This window comes from Aeromicrobium alkaliterrae, from assembly GCF_039529015.1.
GTDB lineage: Bacteria > Actinomycetota > Actinomycetes > Propionibacteriales > Nocardioidaceae > Aeromicrobium > Aeromicrobium alkaliterrae.
The window spans coordinates 515909-533116 of record NZ_BAAAME010000004.1; the positions used below are offsets into that span (position 1 = coordinate 515909).

Genomic DNA, 17208 nt, shown 5'->3' on the forward strand with positions numbered 1-17208 from the left:
GGCCCCTCGTCGTTCGTGCCGGGCGGCGGTGACGCCTCAGTCCTGCGTGGGCACCTCGCCCGTGACGAGGTAGACGACGCGGCGCGCCATCGAGACGGCGTGGTCGCCGATGCGCTCGTAGTAGCGGCCGAGCAGCGCGAGGTCGATCGCCGGCTCGACGCCGTGCGACCAGCTGTCGCTGAGCAGCACGCGGAACAGCTCCTTGCGGAGCTTGTCCATCTCGTCGTCGGTGTCCTCGAGCTTCTCGGCGGCGACGAGGTCACGGTTCGCGACGATGCGCGAGGCCGCGTGGATCATCTGGTCGGCGACCGAGGCCATCGCCATGATCGTCGGCTGGAGGTTGGTCGGCACGGCGACCTCCGGCGTGCGCAGACGCGACACCTTCGCGACGTGGACCGACAGGTCCCCCATCCGCTCGAGGTCGGTCAGCATGCGCAGGGTCGCGACGAGCTGGCGCAGGTCGGTGGCCACCGGCTGCTGGGTGGCGAGGAGCAGGAGCGCGCGCTCCTCGATGCCCTCGATGGTCTCGTCGATGACCTTGTCGCCGTCGATGACCTGCTCGGCAAGCGGGGCGTCGGCGTTGAGGAGGGCGGCGGTGGCAGCGGCGACGGCGCGACGCACGGAGCCCGTGAGGGTCACCATGTCGTCGACGATCGCGTCGAGCTGCTCGTAGTAGAGATCACGCATGTCGTAGAGGCTAGTCCGAGGCGGTGAACGAGGGGCGACCTCCGGTGAACGAAGGGTGAACGGCCGCAGAAAGCCCCGCGATGTCGGGGGTCGGAAGGCAAGGTCCAGGTGAACAGCGCCGTACGATCACGACTGTGGACACAGAAGTCGCGTGGGTGCTCTCGGGAGCCGTGGGACTCGTGCTCGGCGCCGCGATCACCTTCATCTGGAAGGCCGACGAGAAGCGGCGGATCGAGCCCGAGGCCGTCGAGGCACCCCTCGTCCCGCCGGGCGCCGAGGCCGTGCTGCGGTCGCTGGCCTCCTCGGCCGTGCTGGTCGACACCGGCGACGAGGTGACGCAGACGTCGGCACCCGCCGTCGCGCTGGGCATCGTGCGCGAGGGTCACCTGTACCCCGAGGCGCTCCTGGAGCTCGTGCGCCAGGTGCGTCGTGACGGACAGATCCGCGAGGCCGACGTGGAGGTGCCCGTCCGTCGCTCGGCGCCCCTGCAGGTGCACGCCCGGGTGGCGCCCCTCACCTCGCGCCTGATGCTGGTGCTGGCCGAGGACCGCACGCAGGCCCAGCGCCTCGACATGATCCGGCGCGACTTCGTGGCGAACGTCAGCCACGAGCTCAAGACCCCCATCGGCGCGATCAAGCTGCTCGCGGAGGCCGTGTCGGAGGCCACCGACGACCCCGAGGCCGTCACGCGCTTCTCGGCGCGGATGGGTGACGAGGCCGAGCGCCTGACCCGTCTGGTCCAGCAGATCATCGACCTGTCGCGCCTGCAGGCCGACACGTTGAGCGAGGACGCCGTGACGATCAAGGTCGGCGAGCTCGTCGCGGAGGCGTGCGAGCACTCGATGACCGAGGCCGAGTCGAAGGGCATCAGCCTGCGCTCCTCGGTCGACGGCGACCTGTACGTCCACGGCGACCGGGCCCAGCTGCACGCCGCCGTCAGCAACCTGGTCGAGAACGCGGTGACCTACTCCCCCGAGCAGTCCCGGGTCGCGGTCTCCGCGAAGCGGGTCGACGGCGACGTGAAGGTCACCGTGTCCGACAACGGCGTGGGCATCCCCGCCTCCGAGCTGGAGCGCATCTTCGAGCGCTTCTACCGCGTCGACCCCGCCCGTGCGCGGTCGACCGGCGGGACGGGCCTCGGCCTGTCCATCGTCAAGCACGTGGCCGCCAGCAACGGCGGTTCCGTCGAGGTCTGGAGCGAACCTGGACTCGGTTCCACGTTCACGTTGGTGCTCCCGGCGTTCGACTCCGAGATCGATGAGGAGAAGTAAGTGACCAGAGTTCTGGTGGTCGAGGACGAGTCCAGCTACAGCGAGGCTCTCTCGTACGTGCTGCGCAAGGAGGGCTTCGACGTCGCGATCGCGGAGACGGGTCCGGACGCGCTCCTGGAGTTCGACCGGGGCGGCGCCGACATCGTGCTGCTCGACCTGATGCTGCCCGGCCTGTCCGGCACCGAGGTGTGCCGGCAGCTGCGGCAGACGTCGGCGGTGCCGATCATCATGGTCAGCGCCAAGGACACCGAGGTCGACAAGGTCGTGGGTCTCGAGCTCGGGGCCGACGACTACGTGACCAAGCCCTACTCCCCCCGCGAGCTCGTCGCGCGCATCCGCGCAGTCCTGCGCCGGGGAACGGTGGACGAGATCGACGACACCGCGTCGCTCGACGTGGGCCGCATCCGGATGGACGTCGACCGCCACCTCGTCAGCGTCGAGGGCGAGGAGGTTCGCCTGCCGCTCAAGGAGTTCGAGCTGCTGGAGTTCTTCCTGCGCAACCCGGGTCGCGTGCTGACCCGCGGCCAGCTCATCGACCGCGTGTGGGGTGCCGACTACGTCGGCGACACCAAGACCCTCGACGTCCACGTGAAGCGCCTGCGCGCCAAGATCGAGCGCGACCCGGCCAACCCCGTCACCCTGACGACGGTCCGCGGCCTGGGGTACAAGCTCGACGACTGATGGGTGAGCCGAGCGCGCCCCGCGCGCGAGCGTGACGTCACGCAGCGCGGGGTGACGGTGACCCCTTCGAGGCTCGTTCCTCGCACCTCAGGGGCCGGGGTCGGCTGCCCGCGCCCTTCGCGGCACCTCAACCACCGGGGGTGGCGGACGCGGCCTCGAGCGCCGTCGCGACGACCGCCTGGCGGTCGACACCCGCCATCTCGCTGACGGCGTCGGCGAGGTCCTCGACCGTCGCGCACACGCGCTGGCGGCCGGTCGCCGAGGCGACGGTCCAGATCCCGAGCGCCGGACGCACCGCCAGGCCGCTCAGTGCGGACACGGCCGCGGCCGACGCGGCACGCCGACGGGGACCCGCCACGCGCTCGTCGGCCGCGGCGTGACCGCAGGCACCACACATCAGGGCATCACGTCGCCGGAGTTCGGGCCCAGCACCTGCCCGACGAACAGGTTGCCGCCCGGGTTCGAGGCCAGCAGGACGGCGGTCGGCGCGACCTCGTCCGGGGTGCCGAAGCGGCCCAGCGGCAGCTCGGCCCGCTTGGCCCGCTTCCAGTCCTCGTCGATCCCGTCGACGAGCGGCGTCTCGATCGGGCCCGGCGCGATCGCGTTGACGAGCACGCCGTCGCGCGAGACCTCCAGTGCGAGCGACTTCGTCATCGCGATCACACCGGCCTTCGCCGCGGCGTAGTGCGCGAGCGACGACCCGCCCTTGATGCCGAGCTGCGACGCGACGTTGACGATCCGGCCCTCGCCCTGCGGCAGCAGGTGTCGCAGCGCCGAGCGGTTGAGCAGGAAGACGCTCGTCAGGTCGACGTCGATCGTCTGCTGCCACTGCGCCAGCGACATCTCGGCCGCGGGCGACTGCGTCAGGATGCCGTGCGACGTCACCAGGACGTCCAGGCCGCCCAGCAACTCAGCGGCCGTGTCGACCGCCGCGTCGACGGCGGCCTCGTCGGTCGCGTCGACCACGACGTGACCCACCGCGCCGACCGCGGCCGCGCGGTCGCCGACCGCCGGGTCACGGTCGGCGGCGACCACGCGGGCCCCCGCCGCGGTGCAGTGCTCCACGATCGCGAGGCCGATGCCGGAGGCAGCCCCGGTCACGAGGACGCGGCGGCCGGCGAGCAGGTCGGTACGGGGGACGGGCATGGTGCTCCTTCTCTCGGTTGGTGGGTGGTCAGTCGCGCATCGCGACGGTGAGCGCACCGTCGACGACGATCGCCTGACCGCTGACGTAGGACGCGGCGGACGAGGACAGGAAGCCCACGACCTCGGCGACCTCCTCGGGGCGACCGACGCGGCCGGCCGGGATGTACTCGCCGGCCCGCTTCAGCCCGTCCGGGCCGAGCGAGTTGACCGGGTCGCTGGACTGCGGCGTCTCGATCAACCCGGGGATGATGGCGTTGACGCGCACCCCGACCGGCCCGTACTCGACCGCCAGGCTGCGGACGAGCCCCAGCACGCCGGCCTTGGCGGTCGCGTAGTGGGCGTGCGCCTGCCAGCCGTAGACGCCGCCGGCGATCGAGGAGATCGCCGTGATCGAGCCGCCCGCCGTGAGGTGGCGAGCCGCCGCGCGGGCCGTGCGCATGACGCCGTGCAGGTCGACCTGAAGGATGTCGTCCCACTGCTCGTCGGTCATCGTCGCGAAGGCGGCCTCCCGCAGGATGCCGGCGTTCGCGACGGCGACGTCGAGCCGGCCCCAGCGCTCGAGGGCGGCACCCACGAACGCGTCGACCGAGGCGGTCGAGCGGACGTCGACCTCGACGACCGCCCCCTCGCCGCCGACCTCCTGGACGGCGGCGAGGGTCTTCTCGGGGTCGTGCGGGTCGCCGGAGTACGTGCCGATCGCGACCCGGTGGCCGCTGCGGGCCAGGACCACGGCGGTCTCGCGGCCGATGCCGGAGGCCGCGCCGGTGACGACCGCGACGGGAGCCGCGCTCATGCGAGGACCTCCGCGGGCTCCACCGTCAGCTCCGACGGAGCAGGAGCGATCGACTTCGCGGCGAGCACGACGAGGCCGGACAGGACCACGCCGATGGCACCCACGTAGAGCGCGGCGGTCGAGTAGGGCACGGCCGCGGCGGTGAGACCCGTGAGGATGAATCCGCCGATGATGGCGCCCGGCTGGGACATGGCGCCGATGAAGGCGCTGCCCGTCGCCCGGCAGTCGGTGTCGAAGCACTCGGCCTGGAAGAACATGATCGCGGCGTACGGACCGAGCAGGAAGAACAGGCCCATCATGTAGGTCAGGACGACGAAGACCTGGTCGCTCGGGCCGAGCAGCATCGCGGCGAAGAAGCCACCGGAGACGATCCAGCCGAACGCGATCGTGTTGCGGCGACCGAAGCGGTCACCCGCCCAGCCGTGGGCCAGGTAGCCGAGCGCGCCGACCAGGTTCGAGACGACGACGAGCAGGAGGACGCTGGAGGCGTCGATGCCCTTGCCCTTCTCGAGCACCGTGGTGCCGAGCACCGAGAACGTCTGGATCGCGAACCAGTTGAAGATCCAGGCGAGCGACAGGACGATCGTGTTGCGGCGGTGCTTGACGTCGAAGATGCGGCGCAGCGGGGCGGCGACGGCCTCCGTGGCGGTACCGGTCGCAGCAGCGTACTCGGACGCCTCGGCGTCCAGCCCCTCCTTGCGCAGGCGCTTGACCTCCTGCTGGGCGAGGAACTGCGGGCTCTCGTTGAGCTTGCGGCAGACCAGCGCGACGATGATCGCGGGCACCGTGGCGAGCAGGAACGCGAGGCGCCAGGCGTCGGCACCCCAGATCGAGGTGACGATCGCGACGAACCCGGCGGCGAGCAGGGCGCCGATCGGCCAGCCGGTCTGCACCATCGAGTAGACGAAGCCGCGGTTGCGCTTGATCTTCTCGTCCTCGGTCACGGCGTACAGCTCGTTGAGGTACGTCGCGTTGACCGACTGCTCGGCCAGGCCCAGACCGCTGATCGAGCGGACGCCGATGAGCGAGGTCGCGCCCACCGTCGCCGCCGTGGCCGCCGAGGAGGCCGCGGTGCCGCCGACCGAGATGATCATGCCCTTGCGGCGGCCGAGCTTGTCGACGATGGGCCCGACGGCGAGCACGACGAACGCGGTGCCGATGCTGACGAACGTCGAGATCAGGAGCGCGTGGCTGGTGCTCCAGCCGAAGTCCTCCTCGATGCGCGGGAGCAGCGTGCCGAACAGGATGAAGTCGTAGACCGCGATGGTCCACGCGAAGAACGCGATGCCGGTGGCGACGCGGGTCTCGCGCACGCCGACCCGGCGCAGGCCGGGGGTGGTGTTTGTCATGATGGAGTCCTTCCGGGGGATACGTGTCGATACGGGTCGTTCTGGGAGAAGCCGGGTCGGGACGCGTGCCTGCGTCCCGGCTCGGTGCCGCCCTCCCTGGGGTGTCAGGGCTGGCGGGGGTTGCGGGCGATGAAGTCCAGCGCGATGTCGTCCATCGTCGAGAACCGCACGCCCTCGTGGCCGCGCATGTGGGCGATGAGCCGCTCGAGCATCAGCAGCACCTGCGGGCGTCCGGCGACATCGGGGTGGATCGTGAACGCGACGACCCCGTAGTCCTGCTCGCGGTAGACCCAGTCGAACTGGTCCTGCCACATCTGCTCGATGTCGCGGGGGTTCACGAAGCCGTGGCTGTTCGGGCTGCCCTTGATGAACATCATCGGCGGCAGGTCGTCGAGGTACCAGCTCGCCGGGATCTCGACGAGGTCGGTCTCCTCGCCGCGCACGTACGGCTTCATCCACTCCGCGGCGGGCTTGGAGTAGTCGATGCGGGTCCAGGAGTCCTTGACGCGCACGTAGTACGGCTCGAAGTCGCGGTGCATCAGCGAGTGGTCGTAGCGGATGCCCCGCTCGACCAGCAGCTCGTTGGTCACGTGGCTGAACTCCCACCACGGCGCGACGTAGCCCGTGGGGCGGCGGCCGGCGCGGTTCTCGACGAGCTCGATCGTGTAGTCGAGGACGTCGGCCTCCTGCTCGCGCGACATCGCGAGGGGGTTCTCGTGGCTGTAGCCGTGCAGGCCGATCTCGTGGCCCGAGGCGACGACCTGGTCGAACTGCTCGGGGAAGGACTCGACCGAGTGACCCGGCCAGAACCAGGTGGTCTGGATGCCCTCCCGCTCGAAGAGCTGGTTGAGCCGGGGCACGCCGACCTCGCCGGCGAAGACGCCGCGCGAGATGTCGCCGGGCGAGTCCTCACCGCCGTACGAGCCGAGCCAGCCGCCGATCGCATCGACGTCGACGCCGATCGAGACGAAGATCTCCTTGGGCATGGTGGGGGTCCTTTCCGGATGGGGGAATCGTGGGGTCGGTGGTCAGGAGTACGCCGCGAGCCGACGACTGACGTCGGCCCCGACGGGTTCGTGGGACAGGAGCAGGGCCAGCAGGACCCGCACCTGGTACGCCGGCAGGTCGCCGGCGACGTCGGCGCCCGCGCGTACCTNNNACCCCGCCGCCGTTGCCGTAGACGGGGCGCACCGGCCCCTCGGGGACGCGGCTCGAGAGCGAGACGACGACGCCGCGCTCGACGTGTCCCCGGACGGCCTCGACGACGGGCGGGTTGGCGTTGCCGATGCCGGTCGCGGCCAGGACGACGCCCCGCGCTCCCGCGGCGACGGCGGCGTCGAGCAGCCGCGCGTCGGCGCCCGGGTAGAGCGAGACGACGTCGACGCGGACGTCGTCGAACGCCGACGTCGCGCGCGGGAGCGGCTTGAAGCGCTCGGGCCGCTGGTTGATGCGCACCTCGTGGTCCTCGATGCTGCCGAGGGGCCCGGAGTCCAGGGCGCGGAACGGCTGGGGCGCGGTGGTGTGCATCTTGCGGGTGCCGCGGGCGGGCAGGATCACGCCGGAGAAGACGACCAGGACGCCGCTGTCGCGGGAGGTCGGTGCCGCGGCGACCGTGACGGCGTCGCCGAGGTTGCGCGGGCCGTCGCCGTCGACGGTGTCCGCCGAGCGCTGGGCACCCGTCACGACGACGGGGCGCGGGTCGTCGTGGACCAGGTCGAGCAGGAACGCCGTCTCCTCGAGGGTGTCGGTGCCGTGGGTGACCACGATGCCGTCGACCTCGGGGCGCGCGAGCTGCTCGGCGACGGCGTCCTGCACGGTGCGCAGGTCCGCGAGGGTCAGGTTGTAGCTGCCGGCCCGCAGCACGTCGACCGCCTCGACGTCGATCCCGACGACCCCGAGCGAGCGGCTCACCAGCTCGTCGGCACCATCGGTGCTCACCACGGCGTCATCGTCCTGGGGACGCGACGAGATGGTGCCTCCGGTGCTGAGGACGACGACGAGCGGCATGGGGTTCTCACTCCTGGGAGATCGGGGTGAACCGACCGGGTGTGATCGGGCTCACGGATGATCAAACCTCACACAAACGTTTGTGGCAAGCGTTTTGCGCAAACGATTGTGTAAATCTCGTGTCACCGTCACGTTGCCGCGCCCGGTCCCCTAGGCTGGCCGGACGCACACAGGGGAGGCGGCCGCATGAGTCGGAGACGGGAGACCGTGACGCTCCGCATGCTCGCGGACGGGCTCGGCGTCAGCGTCTCGACCGTGTCGCGCGTGCTGAACTCCCCCGGCGACGCTGCCCTCCGCTGGGGCTCGGCGGCCACGATCGAACGCATCCGCGCCTATGCCGACGAACGGGGCTACTCCCCCAATCCGCAGGCCGCGAGCCTGCGCACGTCCCGCTCGGGCTTGGTCGGGGTTCTCGTCCCACGACTGCAGGACTTCGTCCTGGCCACGATCTACGAGGGGATCGAGGAGGCCGCCGTCGAGAACGGCCTGTCGACGTTCGTCACGAACTCCCTGGACGACCCCGGAGCCCAGCGGGCGCGGTCGCAGATGATGATCGACCGCCGCGTCGACGGCATGATCTTCGGCGACGCCCACCTCGACCACCTGGTCGTCGACGAGGTGGCCGACCGCGGAGTGCCGCTCGTGCTGGTCTCGCGACGCGCGGGCGACCACGTCTCGGCGACGTGCGACGACGTCCTGGGCGGGCGACTCGTCGGCGAGCACCTCGTGCGCTCGGGCCGCACCCGTCCGGCGATCCTCGCGGGTCAGGCCTTCGCCTCGACCTCGCACGACCGCGTGCAGGGCGCCGTCGAGGCGTTCGCCGAGGCCGGCATCGAGATCCCGCGGTCGCGCATCGTGCACGGCCCGTTCGACGCTGCGGGCGGTCGCATCGCCGCCGAGCAGCTGCTGGCCGCCGGCGACGTGCCCGACGCCATCTTCGCGACCAACGACTTCGCCGCGATCGGTGCGCTCGGCGTGCTGCGCGACCGCGGGCTGCGCGTGCCGGACGACGTCGCCCTCGTGGGCTACAACGACACCCCGCTGGCCTCGGAGATCCTGGTGCCCCTGACCACGATCCGCTCGCCCATGCACGAGATGGGGCGCCGCGGCGTCGAGCTGCTCATCGAGCTGATCGGTGGCGGTTCCCCCGCGCCCGAGCTGCTGGAGCCGGTGCTCGTCGTGCGCGAGACGGCCTGACCCTCCCGGCCGGGAGGTCAGGACGTCGGCAGCGACTGCACGTGGGCGAGCGCCCGCTCGAGCCAGGACTCGAGGTCGGCCTCGCCGTCGATCGCCTCGGGCGAGACGTGCAGCCAGCCCCGCATCTCGCGGCCGCGCATGACGACGGGCTCGACGCCCGGCTTCTCGAGGAGGGCCGCGGTCTCGCCCGGCTCGCACCGCAGCATCAGGCCGCCCTTCGAGCTGGCCGCAGCGGCCATGCGGCCATCGGCCAGGAACGCGACGCCGCCGAACATGCGGCGCTCATCGGTGACACCTCGCTCGGCGAACCAGTCACGCAGCCGGCCGAGGAGATCAGGGTCGTACGACACGGTGGGACTCCTTCCCCCGCAGCGACCTTCTCATGCGCGGGGTCAGATCAACGACCTTGGTTCGCGACGGCCGCGATCGCGTCGGCCGCGGCCGACGGGTCGAGGTACTCGCCACCGCGCACCGTGGGGCGCAGGTCGGCGTCGAGCTGGTAGACCAGCGGGATGCCAGTCGGGATGTTGAGCCCCACGACCTCGTCCTCGCCGAGACCGTCGAGGTGCTTGACCAGCGCCCGCAGCGAGTTGCCGTGCGCGGTGACGAGCACGGTGCGGCCGTCGAGCAGGTCCGGGACGATCTCGTCGTACCAGTACGGCAGCATGCGGTCGAGCACGTCGGCCAGGCACTCGGTGCGCGGCAGCAGCTCGTCGGGCAGCGACGCATAGCGCGGATCGGCGGCCTGGCTGAACTCCGAGTCGTCGGCCAGCGGCGGCGGCGGGGTCGTGTACGACCGGCGCCACGTCATGAACTGCTCCTCGCCGAACTCCGCAAGGGTCGCCTTCTTGTCCTTGCCCTGCAGCGCGCCGTAGTGGCGCTCGTTGAGGCGCCACGACCGCTTGACCGGGATCCAGTGGCGGTCGATGCCGTCGAGCACGATCTGCGACGTGCGGATCGCGCGCCGCAGGAGCGACGTGTGCGACACGTCGGGCGCGATGCCGGCGTCGGCCAGCAGCTGCGCGCCACGGCCCGCCTCCTCGACGCCCTGCTCGTTGAGGTCGACGTCGACCCAACCGGTGAACAGGTTCTTGGCGTTCCACTCGCTGTGCCCGTGGCGCAGCAGGACGAGCGTGTAAGTCATGGCGTCGACCCTACCCAGCCCGCTCACCCCACGGCGACCCACCAGATGGGTGCGCTCGCGGGGGCCGAGGGCGGTGGGACCTACCGGTCTTCCTTCCAGGGTTCGCCACGCTCGTTCCGGACGCGCTCGAGCGACTGCACGTAGTCGTGCTGGGAGTGCACGCCCGAGAGCGACCACTCGTCGTCGACGACGATCGCGGGAAGCTGGTCGAAGCCCACGTCGAGCGCGCCGATCTCGAGGGACGCGGCGTGCTGGGAGCGGACCGCGTCGCCGTACTCGGTGCTGGCGAGCAGGCCCTCGGCGGTCTCCAGGTCGAGCCCGACGAGCGCGGCGCGCGTCGCGAGGACGAGCGGATCGGCGATGTCGGCACCCTCCAGGAGGTGTGCGCGCCAGAGCTGCTGCGCCAGGTCGAACTGCACCCCCGGGCCCGCCTCGTCGGCCCACGTCAGGAGGCGCCAGGCGTCGAAGGAGTTGGCCTCGACGGCGTCCTCGAAGTTGAGGTCGATGCCCGTGATGCGGGCCGCCCCGGTGACGCGGATGTTGAGCAGCTCGGCCTTGTCGGCCCCGCCGAGACGCTCGGCCAGCGCGGTCATGAGCGGGCGGCCGTTCGAGACGACGTCGGGATCCAGCAGGTGGGCGCGCAGCGTGGTGCGGACCGGCTCGCCCGTGAGGATCGTGTAGGTCGCGGCGGCCCGGGTGAAGCGGGTGGCGCCGATGAACGACCACGGGTCGGTGACGTCGACGAACAGCGTGGCCTTCATGGCCCCCACGCTACCGGCGACTCCTCAGGTCCCTGCGGCCTGTGAGGATGGACCGGTGGAGAGGTCGACGCGATGACCGGCGTGGTGCTCGCCGTGCTGCTGGGCACGGCAGCGATGGTCGCGCTGCTCGCGGTCGTGTTCACGCTGTCCGCGACCCGCAGGTCCGAGCCCGGCCTCGGCGCGCGCCCCCCGGCTCCGCGCGCCGCGGCCGTGCCGAACGGCGGGGTCGCCCCGCCGCCCCGCCCCGGGGCGGTCGACGGCAGCTGGAACGCGATGATCCTCGGCGGCGGCGTGATCGGCGCGATGGGCGGGACCCTCAACGCCACGTTCGGCCGATTCGACCTGGTCGGCGGGTCGCTGTCGTTCACGCGCGACGGTGCCTCCGGCGCCGACTGGACCGCCCCCTGTGGCCACCTGCGGGTCCACCAGCTCGGGCTGGTCGTCGCGAAGGGCGACGTGGAGCTGAACGGTCCGATGGGGCAGGTGCGTGCGACGGTCAGCCGCGAGCGGGTCAACCGGATCACCCGCAACAGCTTCAAGGACGTGCGTGAGCAGGGATACGCCCGTGAGTTCGTGCACGTCCTGCTCCTCAACGGTGCTTTCCACGGCTGACGCGCCCGTGCGATAGCACGTCGACCTGAACGCCGGGCACGACTGACCACGATCTGAGCGCCGGCGCTGAGGGCCTCGTGCCGACCTACGTTCGGGACGTCCGCACGTCCACCGCAGATCGGATCCCGTCATGACCACCCTGTCCCGCGCCCAGGACCCCCTCAAGTTCGCCTACTGGGTCCCCAACGTCTCCGGCGGACTCGTCACCAGCACGATCGAGCAGCGCACCGACTGGAGCTACGACTTCAACGTGAAGGTCGCCCAGCTCGCCGAGCAGGTCGGCTTCGAGTACGCCCTGAGCCAGGTCCGCTACACCGCCTCCTACGGCGCCGACCAGCAGCACGAGTCGACGAGCTTCAGCCTCGGCCTGCTGACCCAGACCGAGAAGCTCAAGGTCATCGCCGCCGTCCACCCCGGCCTGTGGCACCCCGCGGTGCTCGCGAAGTTCATCATCACGGCCGACCACATCTCGAACGGCCGCGCGGCGGTCAACGTCGTCTCCGGCTGGTTCAAGGACGAGTTCACGGGCCTCGGCGAGCCGTGGCTCGAGCACGACGAGCGCTACCGCCGCAGCGAGGAGTTCATCCGCGTCCTGCGCGGGCTGTGGGAGTCGAACGGCAAGGGCGAGGGCTTCGAGCACCGCGGCGACTTCTACCGGATCCACGACTTCACGCTGCAGCCCGGACCCGTCGACGTGCCGGGCCGCCCGCACCCGGAGATCTTCCAGGGCGGCAACTCCACGGCCGCCCGCCGCAACGGCGGCACCGTGGCCGACTGGTACTTCTCGAACGGCAAGGACTTCGACGGGTTCACCGAGCAGTACCTCGAGGTGAACCAGAACGCCGCCCTGGCCGGCCGCGAGGGCCAGGTGCGCTTCGGCCTCAACGGCTTCGTCGTGGCCCGCGACTCCGAGGACGAGGCGCACTCCGTGCTCGAAGAGATCATCGCGAAGGCGAACCCGGAGGCCGTCGAGGGCTTCCGCCAGGCCGTGCAGCAGGCCGGATCCTCGACCGGCGACGGCAAGGGCATGTGGTCGGACTCCACGACCCGCGACCTCGTCCAGTACAACGACGGCTTCCGGACCGGCCTGATCGGTACGCCCGAGCAGATCGCGACGCGCATCGTCGAGTTCAAGAAGCGCGGAGTGGACCTGTTCCTCCTCGGCTTCCTGCACTACCTGGAGGACATCGCCTACTTCGGCGAGAAGGTCCTGCCGCTCGTGCGCGAGCTCGAGGCGCAGGCCGTGCGCGACGGCGAGCTCGCGCCCACCCCCTGACCCACAACTGAATACGCCCCACCCCTGAGAAACGCAGGTGCCCGCCGGGGCGGACAGGCCCCGGCGGGCGTCATCCCTGAGACAGAGACAAGGAACAGACTATGACCATCACCGTCCACGAGGCCCTGACCTCGTCACCCTGGGCCGGCCAGAGCCCGCCCACGTCCGCCGAGGGCTGGCTCGCCCGCGCCGCCGAGGTCGCCGGGATCCTCGCCGTCGACGCCGTGCAGCGCGACCGCGAGCAGGCGGTCCCGACCGCCGAGGTCCAGCTGCTGAAGGACGCCGGCCTCGTCACGCTGCTCGGCCCCGTCGAGCACGGCGGCGCCGGCCAGAGCTGGGAGACCGCGTACCGCGTGATCCGCGAGATCGCGTCCGGTGACGGCTCGATCGGCCAGCTCATCGGCTACCACTACCTGTGGGCGTGGGCCGTCCGGCTCGTCGGCACCCCGGAGCAGATCGCCGCGGTCGAGGAGCTCTACACCACCGAGAACCTGTTCTTCGGCGGCGCCGTCAACCCGCGCGACAACGACCTGACCATCACCGAGGACGGCGACGAGCTCGTCTACAACGGCCGCAAGTCGTTCTCGACCGGGTCCAAGGTCAGCGACCTGACGGTGCTCGAGGGCGTGCTCGAAGGCACCGAGAAGCACATCTTCGCGATCGTCCCGAGCCAGCAGGACGGCATCGTGTTCCACGACGACTGGGACAACCTCGGCCAGCGCCTGACCGAGTCCGGCGGGGTCACGATCACCGACGTCCGCATCCCGTGGGCGTCGGCGGCCGGCTACGTCGACAAGGAGCACGTCGAGCTGACCTACGGCACGCTCAACCTGCCGACGATCCAGCTCATCTTCAGCAACTTCTACCTCGGCATCGCCCAGGGCGGTCTCAAGACCGCCACGGCCTACACGCGCGACAACACGCGCGCCTGGCCCTACGGCGGCGACGACAAGGCCCAGGCGCGCGACGAGTGGTACCTGCTGGAGGGCTACGGCCGGCTCCAGTCCCAGCTGTGGGCCGCCGAGGCGCTCGCCGACGACGCAGCCCGCGAGATCTCGGCCCTGCTGCACGCCGAGCGTGAGGCGCTCACGCCCGAGCAGCGTGGACACGCCGCGGTCCGGATCGCCGCGGTCAAGCAGCTCGCGACCGACGTCGCGCTCGAGGTCGGCACCAAGATCTACGAGCTCACCGGTGCCCGGGCCACGAGCAACAAGGTCGGTCTCGACCTGTTCTGGCGCAACGCCCGTACCCACACGCTGCACGACCCGGTGGCCTACAAGCGGCGCGAGGTCGGAGCGTTCGCGCTGCTCGGCGAGCTGCCCGAGCCGACCTGGTACACGTGAGCGTCGGCGCCTAGCACGCATCACGGATCGTGCCGGGCAGTCTCGCCCCCTGGGGACTGCCCGGCACGATCACGCCGGACATGGACGATCGACGAGAACAGCAGCCCGACCCACCCGAGAGGCACCACCATGGCCAAGCAGATCGTCCCCTTCACCGTCACCGGCAGCGGCACCGGCGTCGCGCAGTCCCTGACCGTCGCCGGCGACCACGCCCACACCTTCGAGTCCGACACCTACCCCGCGTTCGGAGGCGCCGACGCCGCCCCGAGCCCCCTGGCCTACACGCTCGGCGCGCTGACCTCCTGCAACCAGATCTCCGCCCAGCTCGTGGCGAAGGACCTGGGCGTGACGCTCGGCGAGTTCACGTTCTCGGCCACGGGCGACTTCGACCCGTCGGTCTTCGTCGGCGGCGCGGACGGCAACGCCAACTTCGACGCCGTGCGGGTCGAGGCCTCGGTCCAGACCGACGCCGACGACGCGACCTTCGCGAAGCTCGTGAGCGAGCTCGAGCGCCGCTGCCCCGTGACCCAGCTGTTCCAGCGCAGCGGACTCGACTACACCTCGACCTGGTCGGCGCTCCCCCTGGAGGCCTCCGCTTGAGCGACACCGCGCCGACCTCGGTCGTGGACCAGGTGCTCGCGGCGGTCTCCGAGCTGCTGCCGGAGATCGCCGCGAGCGCGGCCGAGCGCGACCGCACGAGATCGCTCCCGCGGTACGTGCTCGACCTCCTCTCGTCGGCCGGGGCCTTCTCGGTCACGGTCCCCACCACCCACGGGGGGCCCGGGGGCGGCGCGGCCGTGGCGTTCGAGGTCACGCGCCTGCTCGCCACGGCCGACCCCAACGTCGCGCAGATCCCGCAGAGCCACTTCGTGTACCTGCGGCTCGCCGAGCTCGCGGGCAGCGCGTCGCTGCTCGACGAGCTCTTCGGTGCGGTCCTGACCGGTGAGCGCGTCGCCAACGCCCAGTCCGAGCGCACGGGTCGCACCGTGACCGACCAGACCACGCGGATGCGTCTCGTCGACGGCGCCACCGTGGTCGACGGCCGCAAGTTCTACTGCACCGGCAGCCTGACCGCCGACTGGATCGCCGTGCTGGGCCGCGACGAGGACGACGTCGAGCAGGTCGGCTTCGTCCGCGCCGGCACCTCCGGCCTGACGATCGTCGACGACTGGACCGGCATGGGCCAGCGCACGACCGCGAGCGGGACCATCACCTTCGAGGGGGTCCGCGTCGACCCGAGCCACGTCGTCCCCCGGCAGCGAGCCGTGACCGGACCCCACGGCTACGGCGCCTTCGCGCAGGGCCTGCACGCGGCGATCGACGTTGGCATCGCACGCGGGGCGCTGACCGAGGCAGCCGCGTTCGTCCGCTCCTCCACGCGCCCGTGGTTCGAGGCCGACGTCGAGCGCGCCGAGCAGGACCCGCTCCTCGTGCAGCGCTTCGGCGAGCTCGAGGTCGACGTGCGCGCAGCCGAGTCGGCGCTGGTCGTCGCCGGTGCGGCGGTCGACGCGATCGCGTCGGCCCCGCCGAGCCGGGTCGACGACGTCGCCCGCGAGGCCTCGCTCCAGGTCGCGGCGGCCAAGGTGCTCGGCGACCGCGCCGCACTCGCCGTGACGTCGGCCCTGTTCGAGCTCGGGAGCACCCGCTCGAGCGACGACGGGCTCAACCTGCACCGCCACTGGCGCAACGCCCGCACCCACACGCTCCACGACCCGGTCCGCTGGAAGCTGCAGCACCTGGGACGCTGGTCCGTAGCCGGCACCCCACCCCCGAGAGGACCCCAGTTCTGATGAGCCTGACCTTTGACTGGTTCCTGCCCACGACCGGCGACAGCCGCGCCCTGGTGGGCGGCGGACACAGCGTGCCGAGCGACCTGGGCCGCGCGGGCGGCTCGATCGACACCGCCGGACGGTTCCGCGAGCCCGACCTGCGCTACCTCGCCCACGTGGCGCGCACCGCGGAGGACCTCGGCTTCGACGCGGTCCTGACCCCGACCGGCACGCCGTGCGAGGACGCGTGGGTCGTGGCGTCGGCGCTGATCCCCGAGACGGAGCGGCTCAAGTTCCTCGTCGCCCTGCGTCCGGGACTGATCAGCCCCACCCTGCTGGCCCAGATGGCCTCGACGTTCCAGCGTCTCTCCGACAACCGTCTGCTCCTGAACGTCGTGGTCGGCGGCGATCCCTCCGAGCAGCTCCGGTTCGGCGACCGGGTCACGAAGGACGCCCGGTACGAGCGGGCCTCGGAGTTCCTGCAGGTCTTCCGGCAGGCGTTCACCGACCAGGGCAGCTCGTTCACCGGCGCGTACTACGACGTCGAGGACGCCCGCACCCGACAGCCCGCCCCCGTGCCCGAGATCTACCTGGGCGGGTCGTCGGCCGCCGCCGGGCCCGTCACCGCCGCGCACACCGACGTCTACCTGACGTGGGGCGAGCCGCCGGCCGCCGTCGCGGAGAAGATCGCCTGGATCCGTGGGCTCGCCGAGGCCGAGGGGCGCACCGTGCGGTTCGGCGTGCGGCTGCACACGATCTCGCGTGACCACTCCGAGGACGCCTGGGGCGTCGCCGACGCGATGCTCGCCCAGCTGGACCCGGCCGAGGTCGCGAAGGCGCAGGAGGTCCTGAAGACGAGCGAGTCCGAGGGTCAGCGGCGCATGCGCGAGCTGCACGGCGGCGCGTTCGACCCGAAGGACGCCCGCTCGCTCGAGGTGCACCCGGCGCTGTGGTCAGGGGTGGGCCTGATGCGCAGCGGCGCCGGCACCGCCCTGGTCGGCAGCCACACCGAGGTCGCCGACCTGATCGCGGAGTACGCGGCGGTCGGCATCGAGGAGTTCGTGATGTCGGGGTACCCGCACGTCGAGGAGGCGTACTGGTTCGCCGAGGGCGTCCTGCCGATCCTGCGCCGCCGCGGCCTCATCACCTGACTCCGCTCCCCCAGATGTGGT

At 71.5% G+C, this 17208-nt stretch carries 19 protein-coding genes; 9 read left to right on the forward strand and 10 right to left on the reverse strand.

What is annotated here, in order from left to right; translation table 11 throughout:
* Positions 1-36 precede the first annotated feature (36 nt).
* Positions 37-687 carry a phosphate signaling complex protein PhoU gene (gene phoU / locus ABD127_RS10580; RefSeq protein ID WP_344201005.1) on the reverse strand — a complete coding sequence of 217 codons (651 nt, stop codon included), beginning with the start codon at positions 685-687 and terminating at the stop codon, positions 37-39.
* A 134-nt stretch (positions 688-821) separates the two neighbouring features.
* Here phoU and ABD127_RS10585 point away from each other — a divergent pair, with 134 nt between their 5' ends.
* Positions 822-1958: a sensor histidine kinase gene (locus ABD127_RS10585; RefSeq protein ID WP_344201008.1), complete on the forward strand. Its 1137-nt coding sequence runs from the start codon at positions 822-824 to the stop codon at positions 1956-1958.
* On the forward strand, positions 1959-2639 hold the full coding sequence (locus tag ABD127_RS10590) for a winged helix-turn-helix domain-containing protein (RefSeq protein WP_344201011.1): 681 nt from the start codon (positions 1959-1961) through the stop codon (positions 2637-2639).
* Positions 2640-2766: 127 nt separating this feature from the next.
* Here the strand turns inward: ABD127_RS10590 and ABD127_RS10595 are convergent, their stop codons facing one another.
* From ABD127_RS10595 to ABD127_RS10620, 6 genes are all read right to left on the reverse strand, one after another.
* A complete protein-coding gene (locus tag ABD127_RS10595) occupies positions 2767-2958 on the reverse strand; it encodes a hypothetical protein (RefSeq protein WP_344201013.1) in 192 nt (63 codons plus the stop codon).
* Between the two features lie 77 nt (positions 2959-3035).
* The gene (locus ABD127_RS10600; RefSeq protein WP_344201016.1) at positions 3036-3785 is read right to left on the reverse strand and encodes an SDR family NAD(P)-dependent oxidoreductase; all 750 of its coding nucleotides are present in this window, start codon (positions 3783-3785) and stop codon (positions 3036-3038) included.
* 28 nt (positions 3786-3813) lie between these two features.
* Positions 3814-4578, reverse strand: coding sequence for an SDR family NAD(P)-dependent oxidoreductase (locus ABD127_RS10605; protein WP_344201019.1), 765 nt, complete (start codon positions 4576-4578; stop codon positions 3814-3816).
* Positions 4575-5927 carry an MFS transporter gene (locus tag ABD127_RS10610; protein WP_344201022.1) on the reverse strand — a complete coding sequence of 451 codons (1353 nt, stop codon included), beginning with the start codon at positions 5925-5927 and terminating at the stop codon, positions 4575-4577. Before ABD127_RS10610 ends, ABD127_RS10605 begins: the two co-directional genes overlap by 4 nt.
* 104 nt (positions 5928-6031) lie before the next feature.
* Entirely contained in the window at positions 6032-6913 is an 882-nt protein-coding gene (locus tag ABD127_RS10615) for a polysaccharide deacetylase family protein (RefSeq protein ID WP_344201024.1), read from the reverse strand.
* The gene (locus ABD127_RS10620; protein ID WP_425545811.1) at positions 6837-7934 is read right to left on the reverse strand and encodes an asparaginase; all 1098 of its coding nucleotides are present in this window, start codon (positions 7932-7934) and stop codon (positions 6837-6839) included. The genes ABD127_RS10615 and ABD127_RS10620 overlap by 77 nt, the downstream gene beginning before the upstream one ends.
* A 186-nt stretch (positions 7935-8120) precedes the next feature.
* Between ABD127_RS10620 and ABD127_RS10625 the strand changes: the two genes are divergently transcribed.
* Entirely contained in the window at positions 8121-9131 is a 1011-nt protein-coding gene (locus tag ABD127_RS10625; protein WP_344201028.1) for a LacI family DNA-binding transcriptional regulator, read from the forward strand.
* A gap of 17 nt (positions 9132-9148) precedes the next feature.
* Here ABD127_RS10625 and ABD127_RS10630 read toward each other — a convergent pair whose 3' ends face one another.
* From ABD127_RS10630 to ABD127_RS10640, 3 genes are all read right to left on the reverse strand, one after another.
* On the reverse strand, positions 9149-9481 hold the full coding sequence (locus tag ABD127_RS10630; protein ID WP_344201030.1) for a TfoX/Sxy family protein: 333 nt from the start codon (positions 9479-9481) through the stop codon (positions 9149-9151).
* 47 nt (positions 9482-9528) lie between these two features.
* Entirely contained in the window at positions 9529-10275 is a 747-nt protein-coding gene (locus ABD127_RS10635; RefSeq protein ID WP_344201032.1) for a phosphoglyceromutase, read from the reverse strand.
* 80 nt (positions 10276-10355) lie between these two features.
* Positions 10356-11036 carry a DsbA family oxidoreductase gene (locus ABD127_RS10640; protein ID WP_344201035.1) on the reverse strand — a complete coding sequence of 227 codons (681 nt, stop codon included), beginning with the start codon at positions 11034-11036 and terminating at the stop codon, positions 10356-10358.
* Between the two features lie 72 nt (positions 11037-11108).
* Between ABD127_RS10640 and ABD127_RS10645 the strand changes: the two genes are divergently transcribed.
* The 6 genes from ABD127_RS10645 (at position 11109) to ABD127_RS10670 (ending at position 17187) form a co-directional block, all read left to right on the forward strand.
* A complete protein-coding gene (locus ABD127_RS10645; protein WP_344201038.1) occupies positions 11109-11648 on the forward strand; it encodes a hypothetical protein in 540 nt (179 codons plus the stop codon).
* A 130-nt stretch (positions 11649-11778) separates the two neighbouring features.
* On the forward strand, positions 11779-12924 hold the full coding sequence (gene sfnG / locus ABD127_RS10650) for a dimethylsulfone monooxygenase SfnG (RefSeq protein ID WP_344201041.1): 1146 nt from the start codon (positions 11779-11781) through the stop codon (positions 12922-12924).
* A gap of 101 nt (positions 12925-13025) precedes the next feature.
* Positions 13026-14267 (forward strand): acyl-CoA dehydrogenase family protein, encoded by a 1242-nt coding sequence (locus ABD127_RS10655; RefSeq protein ID WP_344201044.1) that lies wholly within the window; start codon positions 13026-13028, stop codon positions 14265-14267.
* Positions 14268-14396: 129 nt separating this feature from the next.
* Positions 14397-14867 (forward strand): OsmC family protein, encoded by a 471-nt coding sequence (locus tag ABD127_RS10660; protein ID WP_344201046.1) that lies wholly within the window; start codon positions 14397-14399, stop codon positions 14865-14867.
* Entirely contained in the window at positions 14864-16057 is a 1194-nt protein-coding gene (locus ABD127_RS10665) for an SfnB family sulfur acquisition oxidoreductase (RefSeq protein WP_344201049.1), read from the forward strand. Before ABD127_RS10660 ends, ABD127_RS10665 begins: the two co-directional genes overlap by 4 nt.
* Positions 16057-17187 (forward strand): LLM class flavin-dependent oxidoreductase, encoded by a 1131-nt coding sequence (locus tag ABD127_RS10670; RefSeq protein WP_344201052.1) that lies wholly within the window; start codon positions 16057-16059, stop codon positions 17185-17187. Before ABD127_RS10665 ends, ABD127_RS10670 begins: the two co-directional genes overlap by 1 nt.
* Positions 17188-17208 lie beyond the last annotated feature (21 nt).

What these genes read in the sequence shown, in the direction of transcription:
- phoU (WP_344201005.1), bottom strand. Translation starts at nt 687, where the DNA reads ATGCGTGATCTCTACTACGAGCAGCTCGACGCGATCGTCGACGACATG.
- ABD127_RS10600 (WP_344201016.1), bottom strand. Translation starts at nt 3,785, where the DNA reads ATGCCCGTCCCCCGTACCGACCTGCTCGCCGGCCGCCGCGTCCTCGTG.
- ABD127_RS10605 (WP_344201019.1), bottom strand. Translation starts at nt 4,578, where the DNA reads ATGAGCGCGGCTCCCGTCGCGGTCGTCACCGGCGCGGCCTCCGGCATC.
- ABD127_RS10610 (WP_344201022.1), bottom strand. Translation starts at nt 5,927, where the DNA reads ATGACAAACACCACCCCCGGCCTGCGCCGGGTCGGCGTGCGCGAGACC.
- ABD127_RS10615 (WP_344201024.1), bottom strand. Translation starts at nt 6,913, where the DNA reads ATGCCCAAGGAGATCTTCGTCTCGATCGGCGTCGACGTCGATGCGATC.
- ABD127_RS10625 (WP_344201028.1), top strand. Translation starts at nt 8,121, where the DNA reads ATGAGTCGGAGACGGGAGACCGTGACGCTCCGCATGCTCGCGGACGGG.
- ABD127_RS10635 (WP_344201032.1), bottom strand. Translation starts at nt 10,275, where the DNA reads ATGACTTACACGCTCGTCCTGCTGCGCCACGGGCACAGCGAGTGGAAC.
- ABD127_RS10640 (WP_344201035.1), bottom strand. Translation starts at nt 11,036, where the DNA reads ATGAAGGCCACGCTGTTCGTCGACGTCACCGACCCGTGGTCGTTCATC.
- ABD127_RS10645 (WP_344201038.1), top strand. Translation starts at nt 11,109, where the DNA reads ATGACCGGCGTGGTGCTCGCCGTGCTGCTGGGCACGGCAGCGATGGTC.
- sfnG (WP_344201041.1), top strand. Translation starts at nt 11,779, where the DNA reads ATGACCACCCTGTCCCGCGCCCAGGACCCCCTCAAGTTCGCCTACTGG.
- ABD127_RS10655 (WP_344201044.1), top strand. Translation starts at nt 13,026, where the DNA reads ATGACCATCACCGTCCACGAGGCCCTGACCTCGTCACCCTGGGCCGGC.
- ABD127_RS10660 (WP_344201046.1), top strand. Translation starts at nt 14,397, where the DNA reads ATGGCCAAGCAGATCGTCCCCTTCACCGTCACCGGCAGCGGCACCGGC.
- ABD127_RS10670 (WP_344201052.1), top strand. Translation starts at nt 16,057, where the DNA reads ATGAGCCTGACCTTTGACTGGTTCCTGCCCACGACCGGCGACAGCCGC.